General features: G+C 53.1%; 16 protein-coding genes. 7 read left to right on the top strand and 9 right to left on the bottom strand.

Going from position 1 to position 17,110, the window contains the following annotated elements; all coding sequences use genetic code 11:
- Positions 1-97 precede the first annotated feature (97 nt).
- The gene (locus EFB08_RS01935) at positions 98-1,441 is read left to right on the top strand and encodes an MFS transporter (RefSeq protein WP_123125214.1); all 1,344 of its coding nucleotides are present in this window, start codon (positions 98-100) and stop codon (positions 1,439-1,441) included.
- A 700-nt stretch (positions 1,442-2,141) separates the two neighbouring features.
- On the opposite strand, the gene EFB08_RS01930 is transcribed toward EFB08_RS01935, so the two are convergent.
- From EFB08_RS01930 to EFB08_RS01915, 4 genes are all read right to left on the bottom strand, one after another.
- Positions 2,142-4,397, bottom strand: a complete 2,256-nt coding sequence (locus EFB08_RS01930; RefSeq protein ID WP_123125213.1) for a LysM peptidoglycan-binding domain-containing protein — start codon at positions 4,395-4,397, stop codon at positions 2,142-2,144.
- A gap of 207 nt (positions 4,398-4,604) precedes the next feature.
- Positions 4,605-5,249: an O-methyltransferase gene (locus EFB08_RS01925; RefSeq protein WP_123125607.1), complete on the bottom strand. Its 645-nt coding sequence runs from the start codon at positions 5,247-5,249 to the stop codon at positions 4,605-4,607.
- A 222-nt stretch (positions 5,250-5,471) separates the two neighbouring features.
- A complete protein-coding gene (locus tag EFB08_RS01920; protein ID WP_123125212.1) occupies positions 5,472-6,065 on the bottom strand; it encodes a redoxin family protein in 594 nt (197 codons plus the stop codon).
- A 62-nt stretch (positions 6,066-6,127) separates the two neighbouring features.
- Positions 6,128-6,832, bottom strand: coding sequence for a 4'-phosphopantetheinyl transferase family protein (locus EFB08_RS01915; protein WP_165864770.1), 705 nt, complete (start codon positions 6,830-6,832; stop codon positions 6,128-6,130).
- A gap of 30 nt (positions 6,833-6,862) precedes the next feature.
- Here EFB08_RS01915 and EFB08_RS01910 point away from each other — a divergent pair, with 30 nt between their 5' ends.
- From EFB08_RS01910 to folB, 3 genes are read left to right on the top strand one after another with little or no spacing between them, the layout of a single operon-like run.
- Positions 6,863-7,792, top strand: coding sequence for a WD40 repeat domain-containing protein (locus EFB08_RS01910; RefSeq protein WP_123125210.1), 930 nt, complete (start codon positions 6,863-6,865; stop codon positions 7,790-7,792).
- Positions 7,789-8,820, top strand: a complete 1,032-nt coding sequence (locus EFB08_RS01905) for a DivIVA domain-containing protein (protein WP_123125209.1) — start codon at positions 7,789-7,791, stop codon at positions 8,818-8,820. Before EFB08_RS01910 ends, EFB08_RS01905 begins: the two co-directional genes overlap by 4 nt.
- A gap of 11 nt (positions 8,821-8,831) precedes the next feature.
- Positions 8,832-9,191 carry a dihydroneopterin aldolase gene (gene folB / locus EFB08_RS01900; protein WP_123125208.1) on the top strand — a complete coding sequence of 120 codons (360 nt, stop codon included), beginning with the start codon at positions 8,832-8,834 and terminating at the stop codon, positions 9,189-9,191.
- Positions 9,192-9,386: 195 nt separating this feature from the next.
- Here folB and EFB08_RS01895 read toward each other — a convergent pair whose 3' ends face one another.
- A complete protein-coding gene (locus EFB08_RS01895; RefSeq protein ID WP_123125207.1) occupies positions 9,387-11,876 on the bottom strand; it encodes a penicillin-binding protein 1A in 2,490 nt (829 codons plus the stop codon).
- Positions 11,877-12,038: 162 nt separating this feature from the next.
- On the opposite strand from EFB08_RS01895, the gene EFB08_RS01890 reads away from it, so the two are divergent.
- Both EFB08_RS01890 and EFB08_RS01885 read left to right on the top strand, forming a co-directional pair.
- Positions 12,039-13,064, top strand: a complete 1,026-nt coding sequence (locus EFB08_RS01890) for an LLM class flavin-dependent oxidoreductase (RefSeq protein WP_123125606.1) — start codon at positions 12,039-12,041, stop codon at positions 13,062-13,064.
- Positions 13,065-13,129: 65 nt separating this feature from the next.
- Entirely contained in the window at positions 13,130-13,348 is a 219-nt protein-coding gene (locus EFB08_RS01885; protein ID WP_123125206.1) for a hypothetical protein, read from the top strand.
- Between the two features lie 314 nt (positions 13,349-13,662).
- Here EFB08_RS01885 and EFB08_RS01875 read toward each other — a convergent pair whose 3' ends face one another.
- The 4 genes from EFB08_RS01875 to EFB08_RS01860 form a co-directional block, all read right to left on the bottom strand.
- Positions 13,663-14,403 (bottom strand): DUF72 domain-containing protein, encoded by a 741-nt coding sequence (locus EFB08_RS01875; RefSeq protein WP_123125204.1) that lies wholly within the window; start codon positions 14,401-14,403, stop codon positions 13,663-13,665.
- An 84-nt stretch (positions 14,404-14,487) separates the two neighbouring features.
- On the bottom strand, positions 14,488-14,868 hold the full coding sequence (locus EFB08_RS01870) for a hypothetical protein (protein ID WP_123125203.1): 381 nt from the start codon (positions 14,866-14,868) through the stop codon (positions 14,488-14,490).
- Positions 14,841-15,137, bottom strand: coding sequence for a hypothetical protein (locus EFB08_RS01865; protein WP_123125202.1), 297 nt, complete (start codon positions 15,135-15,137; stop codon positions 14,841-14,843). Before EFB08_RS01865 ends, EFB08_RS01870 begins: the two co-directional genes overlap by 28 nt.
- A complete protein-coding gene (locus EFB08_RS01860; RefSeq protein ID WP_123125201.1) occupies positions 15,134-15,667 on the bottom strand; it encodes a GAF domain-containing protein in 534 nt (177 codons plus the stop codon). The genes EFB08_RS01865 and EFB08_RS01860 overlap by 4 nt, the downstream gene beginning before the upstream one ends.
- A gap of 338 nt (positions 15,668-16,005) precedes the next feature.
- On the opposite strand from EFB08_RS01860, the gene EFB08_RS01855 reads away from it, so the two are divergent.
- Entirely contained in the window at positions 16,006-17,034 is a 1,029-nt protein-coding gene (locus EFB08_RS01855; protein ID WP_123125200.1) for a quinone-dependent dihydroorotate dehydrogenase, read from the top strand.
- Positions 17,035-17,110 lie beyond the last annotated feature (76 nt).

Genomic DNA, 17,110 nt, shown 5'->3' with positions numbered 1-17,110 from the left:
TTTTTACGAAAACAAGCCAAAAGCACAGATGAATTGTTTTTAAACAAAAGGAGGAGTTTGCCTCGTACACAGGTTCGGCCTAAAAGGGTTGGAACCCATGGAAGAGACATCAACAGCAGAGAAACCGTCGCGCCTGGGCGGCATGTTTCGGGCGCTCAAATACCGTAATTACCGCCTCTTCTTCATGGGGCAGAGTATTTCCCTCATTGGTACCTGGATGCAGCAGATTGCCATGAGTTGGCTTGTGTACCGCCTCACCGATTCGGTTTTCCTGCTGGGCATGGTGAGTTTCGCCAACCAGATTCCGTCTTTTCTGCTGGGGCCATTTGCCGGGGTCATCTCAGACCGGTTCAACCGCCACCGCGTATTGTTGCTCACGCAATTCCTGTTTTTGTTAGAAGCCAGTATCCTCGCCGCACTGGTGCTCACCGATACCATTACCATTCACTACATTCTGGCCCTGGGTGTTTTCGCGGGCATCGTGAATGCCTTTGACATGAGTGCCCGGCAGGCCTTGGTGGTTCAACTGGTGGAAAAACGCGAGGACATGAGCAACGCCATCGCCCTCAATTCCTCCATGTTTAACATGGCACGGTTGGTGGGCCCATCCGTAGCCGGAGGAATCATTGCTACCTTGGGCGAAGGGGTTTGTTTCCTGATCAATGCCCTCAGTTACCTGGCAGTCCTGACTTCCCTGCTGTTGATGCGCTTGCCCGTAATGGAACGAAAGGTGCAAGACACGCAGGTGCTGAAATCCTTGGGCGAAGGTTTCCGTTACGCCTTCGGGTTTGCGCCGATCCGAGATATTCTGGTACTCATTGCCACGCTAAGCCTGTTCGGGATGCCGTTCACAGTGCTCATGCCCGCCATTGCCCGTGATGTGTTGGGTGGCGATGCCAGTACCTTGGGTCTGCTCATGGGCGCCTCCGGGGTAGGTGCCTTGATCGGGGCTTTGTACCTGGCTTCCCGAAAATCAGTGCTGGGTCTAGGGCGGGTCATTGTGGGTGCCTCTGTCCTGTTTGGGGTGGGGCTAATTGGCTTTGCCCTTTCCAAAACCATGCTGCTTTCTATGGTTGGGATTTTTGTGGTGGGCTTGGGCATGATCCTGCGCATGGCCTCCAGCAACACGCTCCTGCAAACCATTGTGGATGATGACAAGCGGGGTCGCGTAATGAGCTTCTACTCCATGGCGTTCATGGGAATGGCCCCCATCGGGAGCCTTTTGGCTGGTTGGGTCGCGGAGCGCATCGGGGTGGCGTATACCTTGCTGGGCTGCGGCATTATCTGCCTGGTGAGTATTGTGCCTTTTGTGCGGAGCCTTCCCCGGTCAAGGGAGTTGGTACGGCCTATTTATCAGCGCTTAGGTATCCTGCCGGAGATTGCCGATGGTCTGCAGACGGCTTCTACTCTTTCTTCTCCTCCGGAGGGAGGGAAAATGTGAGGCTGGTTTTTGAGGTGTTTTGGAGAAAGTAGGTGTAAAACGATGTGTTTTGAATTTTCCTTTGGGTGTTCTCTTGCGTGAAGGCCGGCTTTCTGTTGTTAGCTTGTGCACGCAATCTGCTTGTTCTGGCGAAAGGCCGCAGTTTGCATGAGTGCATGGGCGTAGTTGTTTTATCGCTGAGCTCCGAGCACTCACGGCCGCGAGGCCCCGTCTTCCGGGTTCGCGCTGTGCCAGCTTCCTTTGCTCCCTAAAGGTCGCAATGCCTGTCGGCAACGGAACCTGCCTAGGCGCTCACCCGAAAGACTGGAATAGGGTTCTTTCAACTGGGGCGTTGTATAGCAAAGCAGTTTATTTTCATTCTTCGTCAGCGTATTTTCATTCAAATTTTCATGGTTCAAGTCTGTGACTTGGACTCATTATGACCTGCAGTTTGCAACTGCAGTGAGGCACTAGCCTCAAACTAAAGTATTCTTGATTTTTTGCAACTATCCTGATTTCCACTGCCGTTGTTGGTGTTCTCACCAACAACCAGATTAGCGTATCCAAAACGACCAGCCCAATAACTAGCGAAACCCAAACTGACCCTAAAACCGAAACTCAAGCAACTCATTTCAGGCTTGTTTTACACAAAATAGCCCTAAAACAGAAGGAGCCCACAATCTGCGGGCTCCTTCTGTTTTAGGGCTATTCTGTGTGAACCTTATTGTTTCGGTTTGATGATCAGGCTTTCGCCTACACTCACGTTGTGGTCTGTCTTGTTGTTCCATTCCTGGATTTGCTGAACGGTGACGCCGTATTTGCGGGAGATGGCATACATAGATTCACCGGCCGCTACTTTGTGGGTGATGGTGGCTGTGCCAGGAGTGGCGGCAGAATCAGCTTGAATGGTTTCAACAGGAGCAGCGGGAGCGGATACCACCAGTTTTTGTCCGATGGAAATGGCTCCGGTGCCCAGGTTGTTCCAGGTCTGCAGGTCTTGCACCGATACGCCGTATTTGCGGGAGATCGCATACAGGGTTTCGCTCGGAGCCACGGTGTGCTCGGTTCCAGAAGAAGCGACAGGAGCGATGGCCGGAGTTGCTTTTACAGGAGCGGAAGCGGTTACCGGAGCAGTGGCGGAAGTTGGGGCAGTGGTAGTTGCGGGAACTGGTGTAGAAACCGGGGCCGTTGTAGCGGCCGTTGCCTCACCCGTTAACACCAGTTCTTTCCCGAGGGCCAAGGGGGTGCTACCGTCCATGTTGTTCCAAGCCAGAAGATTTGCAACGGAGATGCCATATTTTCTAGAGATCGAGTAAAAGGTCTCGCCTTTTTCCACCAGGTGCGTACCCGAAGCTGGAATGGCAACTGGTTGGGCAGGGGCTACTTTAACATCAGAAATCACGGTTTCGGTTGGGGCTTTGCGTTCTAAAACAGGGGCTGGTTTAGAGGAGGCAGCCGGAGCCTTGGCGGGATACGTGGCCGAAGCAGGCGCTGTAGCTACTTCGTCTTTGGGCGTCTTCTTAACATACGGAGGAACGGTGGTGTCCTCTACTTCCACACTGATGGCACCTGTTTTTGGCGTAGCAGCAGGGGTGGTTTTAGGAGCTGAGGCAATTGGCTGAGCGGCTGGGGCAGACGTCTGGGCCAGAACATCGGTTGTGGTTTCTTCTTCCAGAGGTCTAATTTCCACCGGAATGCTGGAAGGGCGGGTTTCCTGTAACCAAACTACGCGGCCGGGCTCCACGCTCTCGGTTTTCTGCATGCGGTTTTTAGAAAGGAGCTTGTTCAGCTTTACCGCGTATTTCTGGGAGATGTCGTGCATGGTTTCGCCGCGTTGCGCTACGTGGAACTCGGTGTCCTTGGCTTTGGCGCGTTTGGCTTGGAAATAATACGTTTTGCCGGCTACCACTTCATCGGTAGGGCGCAGGTCGTTCACCCGCAGGAATTTGCTGGTTGAGATATTGCCTTTCAGGGCCAGCATTTCTTTGGTGTCACCGGTTTGGGCTACCACCGAGGCAGGCGTGTAGGTATTGTTGAGTTTCGCTTTAATGGTCTGGAAGAAACCACTGATTCTGCTCACGCTGTCCTGTGGTTTGTTCGCGGTGGCTTTTGAAGCCGAGTTGCTGGAAGTTCTTACCGGTCCGGCGCTGGCCAATACGGGGCGAGGGGCACCAGAAACATACGGTATCATCACGGTATATTCCTTGTCGGCGGGCACGGTAGAGGCCATGAGCCACTTGTTGTAACGCTCTACTTCGGCGGCATCGGCTTGGGCGGCCATGGCAATCTCGGTGAGGGTTTGGCCCGGAGTCGCTTTTACCGGCTGTAAGGTAATGGTAGGGTTAGGGTTTTTCCCGATGGCGTTTTCATAGGCCACTTTGTGCGCCAGGAACGTAAGCAGGTACTTGTTTGTCTGGCCCGTAACCTCCATGTTCTTAGACCCGATGTCTGAGGTTTTGGTCAGCGCTTTGGTTCCGTTCAAGCCCTGGTAGTAAGAAAGCAGGGTGTTAAACCAGTTTTTGTAATAGGCGTTGCTGCGCAGCATGTAACGGGCAGCCCCACGGCTAGATTCAATGATGTGCTTGCGCTCATCCACCAGGCTGTTCACCTTGATGCCCAGTTCAGTGGCAGAGCCTTCCTTGAACTGCCAGAAACCTACTGCGTTAGAGGTGGAAACGGCATCAGATACCAGGCCGCTTTCCTGCAGAACCAGGTATTTGAAATCTGAGGGAACGCCTTCTTGTTTGAACGCCTGCTCAATAAACGGGAAATAGGCATCGGCTAAATCCACTTTCTTCTGGAAATAAGCCGGATGCTTGGTCAGGGCATCCACTACTTTCTGGATTTCGGTCCGGGCGCTTTCCTGGATCTGCAGATGGATGTCTGCGAAGTAGATGTTGTTTGGAACAACGGGTCTTTGGGCTTGCGCTACCAGACATAACAGGCTGAGTAACAGGAGCGATAATGATTTTTTCATCTGATTATCGTGGGGATTGGTAAAAGAATAGCAGAAAACCTATGTTCTTGTAAAACTGGAATTACGGCGGTCTAAGTAGCTATCCGGTAATCAGTTGTAAGCACAGGTGGTACTACAAAGTAGGTGATTTTGAGGGGGTAAAGGAAGCAGGGGGTAGGTAAAAATTTATCCACGCGCTTTTCCACGGGGTTGTCCACAAGTTGTGGATTACTTCTTGCGGGCCACCAGAATGCCGTCTCTGATGGGCAGCAGCAGGTTTTCAACCCGTGGGTCTTCGTGTACCTTGCGGTTGAAGTCCAGCACCAGTTCGGTGTCTTTGTCCAGCTTAGGCCTGAATTTCTCCACCACTTTGCCGCTCCAAAGCACATTATCCGTGAGAATGAACCCGCCGGGGCGCACTTTGTCGATGACCATATCAAAATAGAGACCGTTGCTTTTCTTATCGGCGTCAATGAACACCAGGTCCCATGGCTCGTGCAAGGTTGGAATGACTTCCGCGGCCTGCCCAATGTGCAGCTGAATCTTCTGCTCCAGACCTGCCTCCGAGATGTACTTCCGCACCATGTCCTCTAACTCATCGTTCACGTCAATGGTGTGCAGCACGCCGTCTTCGGTCAATCCCTCGGCCAGGCAAAGCGCGGAGTAGCCCGTATACGTCCCAATTTCCAGAATCCGGCGTGGGCGCAGCATCTGCGAAAACATGGCCAGCGTTCTTCCCTGCAAATGCCCAGACAGCATGCGTGGCTTCATCACATTCAGGTGCGTCTCGCGGTTCAGGCGGTGCAACAACGGGGTCTCAGGAGTGGTATGCGCCTCGGCGTAGGCGTTCAGGTCTGGGTCCAGGAAGTCCATTCTTTGGTTGGAATTAGAAGTGAAAAATAGGATGGGCAAAGGTAAAGCTGCAAAGGTTAGGAGTGGGCTTTTAACTTCTTTTTCCAGAAACGGGCTTAAAGCAGAATGCTGCTTTCCCTCTAATTGGGATCAAAAAAGAAGCCTGCCGAGGAAACGACAGGCTCACACAGGAAGAATTGTTTTAAAACTCTTTTCCTGAAAACAGGCTTAAAGCAGACGATTCTAAAATTTCTTGATCAAACAACCGGAAGCCCGGCGCTCAGCGTTCGCCACCGAACGTCCTGCCAGAAGTGCATCCAAGGCCCCCGCTAAATGCCGTTCTTTCACGTAGTTTTCGGCCTGCGGATTGTCGTCAATAGCGCCTTTGTAGCGGAGGTAGAAACCGTCAGTGGAGTTTTGGAGCACAAACACCTCAGGGGCTTTGGTGGCCCCGAACTGCTTGCTCAGTTGCTGGCCTTCGTCAATCAAGTAGGGGAATTTCTGGGTACTGGGACGGTCGGGTTGAGCTTTATCGGTTTGGCTGCCTTCTTCCAGGCCTATGTTGGTGTTCACGTACACAAACCGCACACCTTTGCCGCTGTATGTCTGAGAAAGGTTCTGCAGACGGTTCTCATAGAGTTTGGCGTAGGGGCAGCTTACGCTGGTGAAAACCACCACCAGCAAAGGCGCGTCTTTGAAGTTAGCCAACTCCACCGACTGGTTCTGGGCATCTTTCAGGGTGAAGTTTTCCACTTTGGTCCCGATACGGTAACCGGTCTGGGCAAACGCGCCGGTGGTGAAAACGATGGCCAGTAAAAAGGTAAAGAATGATCTCATAACGTTGGGTCCAAAGGTGGTATTTGTTTTCCGAAGGACGATCCTCCGGAAGTAAAAGCGACTCAAATAAACGAAGGCGGTGCCAGCACATACGTCAAGACAAACGCGGGGTGAACTTCATAGTGAACGGTGTAGCTTTGCTCAAACGTATGGGTGAGGACGCGCCCAAAGAAGGTGCCGGCCGTTTGCCGATCAAAATCCTCAAGCAGCAAATTCTCCTTGAAGTGCAGGCTTTTGTTCCGATACACTTTGTAAAGTGTTTCCTTGGCGCTCCAGTACAGGTGAATTTTCTCCGGATCATCGGCCGAGGCCAACAGTTCTTTCTCGTTCAGGAACCGCGGAGCCAACCGCGGGGCCTTGTCTCCCTTTATTTCAAGATCTATGCCAACTTCCTGCGAGCTGGAAACGATAGCCCCCACCCACACCCCGGAATGCGTGAGCGATACGTGCCAAGAAGGATCTGTACACACCGGGCCGCCGGTTTCCTGGGTTTGCAGGTACATCTCAGGGGCTGAAAGCTTTTCCAATAATAGATACGCCAGAAGGCGCACCGCCAGCCATTCGCGGGTCCGAAGCTCTGATTTAAATACCGGTATTTCGTGATTGGGTCGCTGGGAGAGCAACATCTCGCGGAGTTCGGCAATAGTTTCATCTACCCGCCAAAGCCCTAAAAGAGAAGTAGAAGAAAGCGGCGTAAACTGGTGAAGCGGCATAGGAGGCGAAGGAGCGGAAACGGTTTTTGACCTGTTTTTGGTAAATTTAGACAAAAATAACTTCCGTCCCTTTTCCCGTACCCCATGGCCAGCCCGTTTCAGGTTCAGAAAGTCACTACTCTTACCGGTCACCGCGACTGCGTTTATACCCTGGAACGAGCCCCCGAGCCGCAGAAGTTTTTTTCCTCCGGGGCCGATGGCTTGGTGGTGCAATGGGACCTGACCCAACCCGAGAACGGCCAATTGGTGGCCCGGGTGAGTTCCAGCGTGTACGCCCTCAAATACGTGCCCGAAAAAGAATGGCTCCTCATTGGGCACAACCACAACAGCCTGGAAGTGCTGGATCTGCCGGCCAAAGCCATCGTGAAAACCATTCCACTTCCGCCCGCCGCCATCTTTGACATCCAATACTTCTGGGAGACGCAACAAGCCTACCTTGCATTAAGCGATGGTTCTTTACTGGTGGTAAACCTGGAAAAACTGGAGATACAGAAAGTCAGACGGTACTCAGAGAAAAGCATCCGGACGGTGGCGGTGCACCCGCAGAAAGCAGAACTGGCGCTGGGTCTGAGCGATCAGCGGATTTTAATTCTGGACGCAGAGACGCTGGAGGTAAAGCAGACGTTAGAGGGGCATACCGGCTCGGTGTTCACTCTGGCCTATACGCCAAGCGGGGAATACCTGCTCAGCGGCAGTCGTGATGCCCATTTACGGGTTTGGGAGGTAGAAAACCAGTACCATGAACATACCAGTATCATCGCCCATCTGTTCACCCTAAACCATATTGCGTTCAGTCCCAACGGGCGGCTTTTTGCCACCTGCAGCATGGATAAAAGTGTGAAGGTGTGGGATGCTCAAACGTTCAAATTATTGAAAGTGATCGACAAAGCCCGGCATGCCGGCCACGGTACGTCGGTGAACAAATTGTTTTGGTCGGCTCATTGGAATCAGTTAGTTTCGTGTAGTGATGACCGCAGCATTGCGGTTTGGGCGTTAACCTTGAAGGAAATATGAAGATTACTCCGTTAGAAATCAGACAGAAAACGTTTGAGAAGGCGTTTAGGGGCTTGGACAAGGATGAGGTGCAGGCGTTTCTGCTCACGCTTTCCCAGCAATGGGAAAAACTGCAGGACGAAAACAAAGACCTGCGCATGAAGTTGGAAGTGGCCGGCCGCGAAGTCCAGAAACTACGTGAGGTGGAATCATCGCTCTACAAAACCCTCAAGACCGCCGAAGACACCAGCACCAGCATTGTAGACCAGGCCACCAAAGCCGCTGATCTGCAGGTGCGTGAAGCCCAATTGAAAGCCGATCAGGTATTAGAAGCCGCTCGTCAGAAAGCCCGCAGTGTGCTGGAAAGTGCCTACATGCAAGCCGACAAAACTGTAGCCGAAATGCACGCAGAGGTGAAAAACCTGGAGCAGGATTACCTGCGCCTGGAAGATTACCTGGAGAACATGGTACGTGACCTACAGAACCTGGCCTCTGATGCCCTTGATAAGGTGGAGAAAACCAGGTCAAAACCTAAAGCCTCACTTGCCAGTATCTTACAAAGAGCCGCTCAAATTAAAGCGCAGCGGCCCGAGGACGAAAAAGATACTACTATGAATGCATTTATTTCAACGCCCATAACACCTGTAGTTCCGGCCCCCAGAGTGGACAATGTTCCGGCTGCAAACTTCACAGACCAGCCACTGGCTGGTGGTTACGAAATAGGCGGGGGCGGAAGCCGCGAGTCTATTCCGTCTACGCCAGGCACTATTCCGCCGGTACATACGCCAAACCCGGCCCCTGATGTGCATCCGCGTACCCCAGAGATCGTGCCTCCGCACATCCCCACGCCGTCCATTGACCCTCCCAGAAGAGAGGAACCGAAACCAGATCTTCCGCCAGCCCCAAGCCCCACACCAGTAGAGGAGCCGGAACCAGAGCGTGAGCATCCATTACCAGAGAAACCAGAGGTACAACCTCCGGGAACCAGTCAAGTTAAACCAGCTCCTGCGGTAGCGGTGAGCGGCGGGTCTTTCTTTGACGAAATCTAGTTCTAGATAGGATGGGGCAGATTGCGCTGGAAGGCCTGGAGTTCTTCGCCTTCCACGGGTTCTATGACGAGGAGCAGAAAATAGGCAACAAGTACGGGGTAGACCTGTACATAGAAACCGATCTGCACGCCGCCGGTGCCTCAGACAACCTGGACGAGACCGTGAATTACGAAAGGCTCTACAAACTGGTCCTCCACGAGATGGTCACTCCGGCCCGTCTTTTAGAGCACCTGGGGCACCGCATTCTGGAAGCTATCTTCCAGGAGTTCCCCTTTGTGGAGCAGGTAAAGGTAAGCGTCTCCAAGTTCAACCCTCCGCTGGGCGGCATTTGCCACCGGGCCAGGATCACGCTGGAGAAGAGCCGTACCTGAGGTTAGATTGATACAATTCCTGCTTTCAGCCTGTTTTGAGAAACAAGGTTAAAAATGAGAAACAAAAAAGCCTCACCCGTAGCTAAACGGGTGAGGCTTTTTCTTTTTTCTATTTAATACCAGTAGGGGCAATCCCTTGTGGCTGCCCTTTCCAGTGCGTTCAACCATCAAAGGCAACTACAAGGTGTTCCTACACTAATCTTCCCTGCCCCAGCGGCCACGACCGTTGCCTCTTCCCCTCTTTTCTAATTCCTTCTCCAGGTCTTTCTGCCAGTCTTTTTCACGGTCTCGTTCTTTTTCGCGTTCCTTCTTGTCTCTCTTCTTGAAAAGGTCTTTAAGCTTGCGGCCGCTTCTTTTGAAAAACTCGTCAATGCCGCGGTCTTCTTCTATGACCGGAGCCTCCACAAAGGGCGGCTGGTACGGCGGACAGTTAAGGTAACTCTGCAAGTGTGAAGGAAGCGGGGCGAAGCGGCTGTAGGAATAGCGGCGGTAGTCCCGGTCTGAGCTGAGGCGCTGGAAGAAGTTGCCCCAGATAGGCAATGCGGTGTTGGCACCGCCGCCCTTTTCCAGGTCCCTGAACCGGATGCGCCGGTCTTCGCCTCCCACCCAAGCTCCTGCCACCAGATCAGGTGTGAACCCAATAAACCAGCCATCGGCGTGCGATTGAGTGGTGCCCGTCTTTCCCGCAATGTCCATGTTCAGGCGAAATTCATTCCGGAGGCGGCGGCCGGTCCCTTCCTGCACCACGCTTTCCAGCATGGGGCGCAGAAGGGCGGTGGCTTGGCTGGAGAGTACATGCTGCCCGTGGCCGTTAGGGTTGCTTTGGTCCAAGAGCACGGTGCCTTGCCGATCGGTGATGCGCAAAAGGTATCGTGGTTTGATCTGGTAACCTCCGTTGGCCAAGGCGGCGTAGGCAGCCACCATCTCCAGAAGACTGGCATCTGCGGTGCCTAAGGCCAGAGATGGGGTGGAAGGAAGTTCCCCCGTGATGCCCAAGTTATGGGCCAGTTGCACAATCTTAGGAATACCCACTTGCAAGGCCACATTCACCGACACCGTGTTGATGGATTGTGTAAGCGCCCCGGTCATGGAATAGGCTCCGCCGTACTGGTCATCAGAGTTGCGCGGTGACCAGTTGTCGTATTCCGGGAACACGCGGCGCTCATTCGGGAAATAGGAGCAAGGTGCGATGCCGCGGTCCAGGGCAGCGGCGTACACGATGGGCTTAAACGTGGAACCAACCTGCCGGCGCGACCGCACGTGGTCATACTGGAAGAAATTATGGTTGATGCCGCCTACCCAGGCACGTACAAATCCGCTGTTAGGCTCCATGGCTACGAAACCGGCGTTTAGGTAGCGTAGGTAATGCCGGAGCGAATCCATTGGGCTGATGGTGCGGGTGGTTTCGCCCCGCCACCGGAACACCTGCATCTTGCGCGGCATGTTGAAAATCTCGTCAATCTCATCGTCTGAAAGGCCAGCGGCTTTGTGGCGTTTGTAGCGCAACGACCGGAGCTTGGCGGCTTGCAGGACATCGGGTTGACCCGTCCAGGGTGCTTTGTTTCCCCAGTGTTTATCGAAATCTATCTGCAAAGCTTTCATGCGTTGCTTCAAAGCAAGTTCGGCGTGGCGCTGTAATTTGCTGTCCAGGGAAGTGTAGATTTTAAGACCGTCGTTGTAGAGGTTGTACGGCTCTCCTTCGGCGTCTTTCTGGAGCGCCGCCCACAAATCCAATTCCTTCCGAAGCTGTTCCCGGAAGTAAGGTGCCAGGCCGCTGTGGTGCGAGTAAAGGTTGTACCTGAGCTTGAGCGGGCGTTTCTGTAGCGAGTCTTTCTGGGCAGGAGAGAGATAGCCATACTTGGCCATCTGGGCCAGCACCACGTTTCGGCGCTGCAAAGAACGATCTGGGTACAGCTTGGGGTGGTACATGGTAGTGCCTTTCAGCAACCCGATGAGCACGGCAGCTTCCTCGGTTTTCAGCGAATCGGCGGAGGTGCTGAAGAAACGCCGGGCAGCTGATTCAATGCCGTACACGTTTCCGCCCATGGGCACGGTGTTCAGGTACAGCTGCAAGATCTCTTCTTTGGTGTAAATGGCCTCAAAACGGCGGGCCAGAATGGCTTCGCGCAGCTTGTTCACAGGCATGGAAAGAATGCCCAGGTTCTTGCGCGGAAACAGGTTCTTGGCCAGCTGCTGGCTGAGGGTACTGCCCCCGCCGGAGCTTTCTTCCTGCAACAGCAGCGATTTGATGAACACGCGGGCCAGGCTTCGGTAATCCACGCCGTCGTGCTCGTAGAAGCGGACATCCTCGGTAGCGATCAGGGCTTTAATGGCAGGTTCGGCAATCTTGTCATAGGCCACGTTGGTGCGGTCCTGGATGAAATACCGGCCAATGAGCACGCTGTCGGCGGTGTAGACCTCAGAAGGCATGTTGTTCTGCACGGCTTTGAGCTGGCGCTTGGTGGGCAGCCAACCGAACAGCCCGAAGTACACGGCCAGGTAAAACAAAAACAACAGCAGCAGTATCGCCGACAGGATTTTCCCGATGACCCGCAGCCAGCCCTTCCGGTCCAGTGACCGCCAGTAAGTAAGGCTTAACTTCTGCCCATGCCGTGCAATCCAGCGCTTGCGCCGGGAATTGATCCACTCTGAGAAGCTTCCGAAGTACGAATTGAAAAAGGGCATGCGCTAAAAACGTATAAACGTAAGCAAAGGCTATGCTTACCTCAAGGATACTGCAAAGGTTGCGCCGTTTTAAGCGCGTTTTATTCAAATTAGCCGTAAAACGAAGGCGGCAGAGGTTTCGTGTCTGCGTCTTATTACTTAACTCCCTTAGGAATCAACCTGATGGCTGAAGCGAAAAAGATTAAATTAAGTGTGTTGGACCAGACGCCGGTGCGGGCGGGCGGCACGGCAGAACAAGCTCTGAAGGAAACCCTGGAACTAGCCAAACTGGCGGATAGGCTAGGCTACACCCGCTACTGGGTCTCCGAGCACCATAATTCCCTAGGCTTGGCGGGCCCCTCGCCCGAAGTGTTGATTCCGTACCTGGCTGCCCATACCCAACACCTGCGCATTGGCTCGGGCGGGGTGATGTTGCCGCATTACAGTGCTTTGAAGGTGGCCCAGAATTTCAGGTTACTGGAAGCGCTGTATCCCAACCGAATTGACCTAGGCATCGGTCGGGCCCCGGGAACTGACCGCAAAACCGCCGCCTTGCTCAACCCCTACAACCAATTTAACGAGCAGGATTTCGTGGACCAACTCATCAACCTGGACCGCTACCTGCAGGACGGCCTCAACGGATCCGAAGCCGCGGAGGTGAAGGTAACGCCCCGCTCGGCCACCACCCCAGAGCGCTGGCTTCTGAGTTCCAGCGGACAGAGCGGCGTGTTTGCGGCACATTTTGGCATGGGATTCTCTTTTGCCCATTTCATTAACCCTAAAGGCGGCCCAGAGATGATGCAAGCCTACCAGACCCGGTTCACGCCTTCGGCTTTGTTGAAGAAACCCGCCGGTAACTTCGGAATCTTTGTGCTTTGCGCCGATACCCAGCAGAAGGCCGAGGAACTGCAACTCTCCATGGACATGCTCATGCTGCACATCCGGCAGGGAAAAGCCAGCGGCGTGCCTTCCTTTGAAACCGCCAAAGCCTTCTACGATGACCTGGAACCCGATGAACTCGCCCAGGTGCAGTACAATCGCCAACGGATGGTGGTAGGCACTCCAGATCAAGTGAAAGCAAAGCTGGATGCCCTGGCCGAGGCCTACAACGTGGATGAGATAGTAATAGTCACCATCACCTATGATTTTCAGGACCGTCTGCGCAGCTATGAACTGCTGGCTGAGGCATATGGGCTGATCCCGGCCTAAGAATATATTTCAAGATGTTTCTGCCTCATTTCAGTAAATTTGGCCCTTAAACAAGCAAAGGCTTTATGGAACAGCGGGTAATAACGGTTTTGAGCAGGGTGGAGTATCCAAAGCCAGGAAACAACCAGATTTCTTCTAATGATACTACCAATCAAGTAGCGCAGTTCCTGGAAAACGGGTTCGAGATACAGATGGTGGCTACCCAATTAAGCCCCGGAGTGGACGAGGGTACCAGGCAGAACGCCATTCTTGCCACTACGTATCTGTTGGTCCGTCATTCCTAACCAGGCGGGGGCGGCTTAGGGAAAGGAGGCATAGAAAATCTATTTCCCTAAGAGGGAAGATATATCCGGTGAAGTCCTGGGTTTATCCGTATCTTACAAGATGATGGAAAATCAATATCCCCAAGGCTCAACTGTTTTCGCCAAAGTAAATCCTACCCTTAAGTTAACAATAAGACGATACGCAAAACGTGTGTACTATTGCACGGTAGCAGAAAACCCTTCTCACCCTGAACTGGTGTATTATGACCGGGAACTAATGCCGGTTGGTGGCATAAAACCAGTATAAGACTGCGCAGCTAATGGTTTAAAAACTATTAGCTGTTTTTTTTTACCAGTTCCTGCAAGGCAATGGCGTTGAAAGGCGCGTGGCTTCCAATGTCATTGTCAAAGTACACAAACACATCTTTGCCGGCGGCGGCCCAGGTACGGCAGTGGGAGGCCCAAAATTGCAGGGTTTCCTCTGAGTAGCTTCCCGCGTATTTTCCTTCGGGGCCGTGCAGGCGCACGTACACAAAACCTGCGGTGACTTCCAGGGGCGACAGGTGACCGGCCAGGTCGTAGATGCAAAAAGCATGGTTGTATTGCTGGAGCAAGGCAAAGACTTCGGGGTTGTACCAGCTCTGGTCCCTGAACTCAAAAGTATACCGGTGGTAGGGCGGCAGGGCCTTCAGAAAGTCATGGAAACGCTCCAGGTTCAGGCGCCAGACAGGTGGCAACTGAAACAGAATAGGACCCAGTTTCTCTTCCAACGCCAAGGCATTGCCTAAGAACTGCGCCAGGCTCTGCTGCGGGTCCTTAAGCTTCTTCATGTGCGTGATGTATCGGCTGGCTTTCACCGAGAACAGAAAATCAGGGGGCACGCTGGTGCGCCAGGTGGCAAACGTCTCGGCAGAGGGCAAGCGGTAAAAGGAATTGTTGATCTCCACGGTCCTGAAGAAGCGCAGATAATACTCGGTGAACTGCTTCGGCGTAACCCCCTCTGGATAGAACTTGCCCTTCCAATGATTGTAGTGCCACCCCGAGGTGCCAATGTAGATGGTTCCGGTTTCCTGCATAGCCCTCCTTATACGCATCGGCAAAGACAGGTTCAGTCCATCTGGGTTTTGGGTGCTTTTTTGGAAATCGGCTTAAAAACGAAATTAGGAGTAGGCGGGGTTCAGGAAACGGTAGAATAGCCATCCGCCTACTGCGTACAGCAAAACGTCTACGGGGTCACCGGTGTAGCGCGGCAAAAACGTGGGGAAAACCAGCTCAAACGCCAGGGAAACATAGAGTATCACAAAGCCCACGTGGTATTTAGTGAAGCGAACCTGGGGGCCGTAAAGAAACCGCATCAGGAACAAGGTAACGGTAAGCAGCAAGGGCAGGCAAAGCAGGTCATCCAGGTAAAACCTAAGCCATGCTGGGCGGGACACCTCCAGGAGAACCAAGCTGCGGTGTGCCAGGTACAAAGCCGCCAAAATCCAGAAAAGGGGCGTAAAGGTGCGCCAGTTCAGCCGGCCAGTAACGCGATAAGCCATAGAAAGAATGAGACGATGCCCACAAAGGCCAATTGAAATCTAAGGCCTATGCTTTTCAGGAACTTGGTGAAGGCAGAATCTGAGGCGTGGATCTGGATGAAATCAACGGTGAACCGCTTTCCCTCTTCTTCTTTGCGTTCTTCCTGGGCAGTTTGCCGCTTCAGCGCGGAAGGATCCAGAATACCCTGGCAATGCTCGCAACGGTCAGAAACGCCTTGGCTCCAGGCAGACCAATGGCCACAATGCGGACATTTCTTGCTGTGTTTCATGAGGTGGCTTGGGAAACAATCCGGTCAAGCCGGGCTTCCAGGGAAGGGGAAAGAATGGTGAGCAATAATTCAAGTAAATACGGATTCTCTAACGTTTTTTGGTGCTGCAAGGCCACTACGCCAATCAAATCATCAGAGGAGCCCATGAGCGGAGCCCCGAAATAACTCTCAATCTCATATTTCCGCAGGTAAGAATCCAGCGGGAACCGGTCTTTCACACCCGAGGCGAAATACCGAACTCCGTGCCGGGTAACGTTGGCGCAGGGCGTTCCCTGCAGCGGATAGGTAGCCTGGGCGGGGAAAAGCTGTCCCTTGAAGAGAATCTCCAGAATCTTCATCTCGCCAGCCAGTTTCGTCTTATGGCAAATCATGATGATGTCTGCCCCAGAGTGCTGGTACAGAAACATAAGCACGTCAGAAACAAAAGAAGCCTGTTCAGAATGCTGGGTCAGCAGCACGGCAGAATCCAGGATCGCGGTCTCATCAGCGTTCCATACTACTTCTAATTTAGGGTTCCAGGTTTCTAACATTGCAAAAGAGGCTTATTATCCTCTTACCCTAAAAAGCAAAAGTCATGCCCTTTGTGGCTTTCTTAGTTATTATTCTGATGGAAAATTAGACCTTAAAAGGCCATCAAACAAGGAAAAGTCCGCCCAAAGTAACTGGTACTGCTTATATTCTGATGTTTTAAGGCAGTTTTCTCTAAAATGGGCCTAAAACCATGCTTTGGGCCAAGCCTCGGGTTCTGGACCTAGGCGCAATTGAAGCAGTTACCGAAAGCTTTGTAGAAAGGCCGAGTCCCGCAACCCTTGATTTAATTGAAACCGGTAGCAGGCTATTTTTTATCTTTGCCTAAACCTGTTTTGCCGTGTATAAAAATCTCCTCCGTCCGTTACTTTTCAAGGTAGATCCTGAAAAGGTGCACCATTTGACCACCTCCGCGTTGAAAACCGGGTTTCAGTTGCCGTTGGCCAAGGCCATTAGTAGGGGTATGTTCCAGGTTTCTGACAAGCGGCTGGAGCGGAAAGTCTTCGGGCTCACCTTCCCTAACCCGGTGGGTTTAGCGGCTGGTTTCGACAAAGATGCCCGCCTCATAGATGAGTTCGCCGAGATGGGGTTCGGTTTCATTGAGATAGGCACGCTCACGCCCAAGCCGCAGGCAGGCAATCCCAAGCCGCGCCTGTTCCGTCTGCCGCAGGACGGCGCTATCATCAACCGGATGGGCTTCAACAACGAGGGGGTGGACCAGGCCGTGGAGCGCCTGCGCAGCCGCAAGAGCAACGTGATCGTGGGCGGAAACATCGGCAAGAACAAGGTCACGCCCAATGAGCAGGCCCTGCAGGATTACCTCTACTGCTTTGACGCACTCTATGACGTGGTAGATTATTTTGTGGTGAACGTGAGCTCGCCCAATACGCCTGATCTGCGCGCGTTACAGGAAAAAGAACCGCTGCGCGATCTTTTGAGCAACCTGCAGAACCGCAACCAGGGCAAAGCCAAACCTAAGCCGTTGCTCCTGAAAATCGCCCCGGACCTGAACCAGGCCCAGTTGGACGATATCGTGGAGATTGCGGCCCAAACCCAGCTTTCCGGTGTCATCGGGACCAATACCACCATCAGCCGGGAGGGTTTGCAGACCTCAGGCCAGCGAATTACTGAGATCGGGGCGGGTGGCCTCAGCGGGAAACCCCTCACCAGCGCTTCCACCGAGGTGCTGCGGTACCTTAGAAAACAGTTGCCCGAGGCCATCCGGCTCATAGGCGTGGGCGGCATCATGACCCCCGAGGATGCTGTTGAGAAACTAGCCGCCGGTGCCGATTTGGTACAATTATATACCGGTTTTATTTACGAGGGGCCTAGTTTGATCCGGCAGATTAACGAGCGCTTACTCAGGTAAATACTATATTTTGAATATCATATACAGGTAAATTGTTCAAGGCTTATTGAACGGAATAGTGTAGATTTGAAGTTTG

The sequence above is a fragment of the Rufibacter latericius genome (assembly GCF_003721515.1).
Taxonomy (GTDB): domain Bacteria; phylum Bacteroidota; class Bacteroidia; order Cytophagales; family Hymenobacteraceae; genus Nibribacter; species Nibribacter latericius.
Note: the sequence above shows the minus strand (reverse complement) of the source record. Positions and strands in the feature narration are given on the sequence as shown.

Coding starts and splice junctions, on each gene's coding strand:
- EFB08_RS01935 (WP_123125214.1), top strand. CDS start 98: ATGGAAGAGACATCAACAGCAGAGAAACCGTCGCGCCTGGGCGGCATG.
- EFB08_RS01930 (WP_123125213.1), bottom strand. CDS start 4,397: ATGAAAAAATCATTATCGCTCCTGTTACTCAGCCTGTTATGTCTGGTA.
- EFB08_RS01925 (WP_123125607.1), bottom strand. CDS start 5,249: ATGGACTTCCTGGACCCAGACCTGAACGCCTACGCCGAGGCGCATACC.
- EFB08_RS01920 (WP_123125212.1), bottom strand. CDS start 6,065: ATGAGATCATTCTTTACCTTTTTACTGGCCATCGTTTTCACCACCGGC.
- EFB08_RS01910 (WP_123125210.1), top strand. CDS start 6,863: ATGGCCAGCCCGTTTCAGGTTCAGAAAGTCACTACTCTTACCGGTCAC.
- EFB08_RS01905 (WP_123125209.1), top strand. CDS start 7,789: ATGAAGATTACTCCGTTAGAAATCAGACAGAAAACGTTTGAGAAGGCG.
- folB (WP_123125208.1), top strand. CDS start 8,832: ATGGGGCAGATTGCGCTGGAAGGCCTGGAGTTCTTCGCCTTCCACGGG.
- EFB08_RS01895 (WP_123125207.1), bottom strand. CDS start 11,876: ATGCCCTTTTTCAATTCGTACTTCGGAAGCTTCTCAGAGTGGATCAAT.
- EFB08_RS01890 (WP_123125606.1), top strand. CDS start 12,039: ATGGCTGAAGCGAAAAAGATTAAATTAAGTGTGTTGGACCAGACGCCG.
- EFB08_RS01885 (WP_123125206.1), top strand. CDS start 13,130: ATGGAACAGCGGGTAATAACGGTTTTGAGCAGGGTGGAGTATCCAAAG.
- EFB08_RS01875 (WP_123125204.1), bottom strand. CDS start 14,403: ATGCAGGAAACCGGAACCATCTACATTGGCACCTCGGGGTGGCACTAC.
- EFB08_RS01870 (WP_123125203.1), bottom strand. CDS start 14,868: ATGGCTTATCGCGTTACTGGCCGGCTGAACTGGCGCACCTTTACGCCC.
- EFB08_RS01865 (WP_123125202.1), bottom strand. CDS start 15,137: ATGAAACACAGCAAGAAATGTCCGCATTGTGGCCATTGGTCTGCCTGG.
- EFB08_RS01860 (WP_123125201.1), bottom strand. CDS start 15,667: ATGTTAGAAACCTGGAACCCTAAATTAGAAGTAGTATGGAACGCTGAT.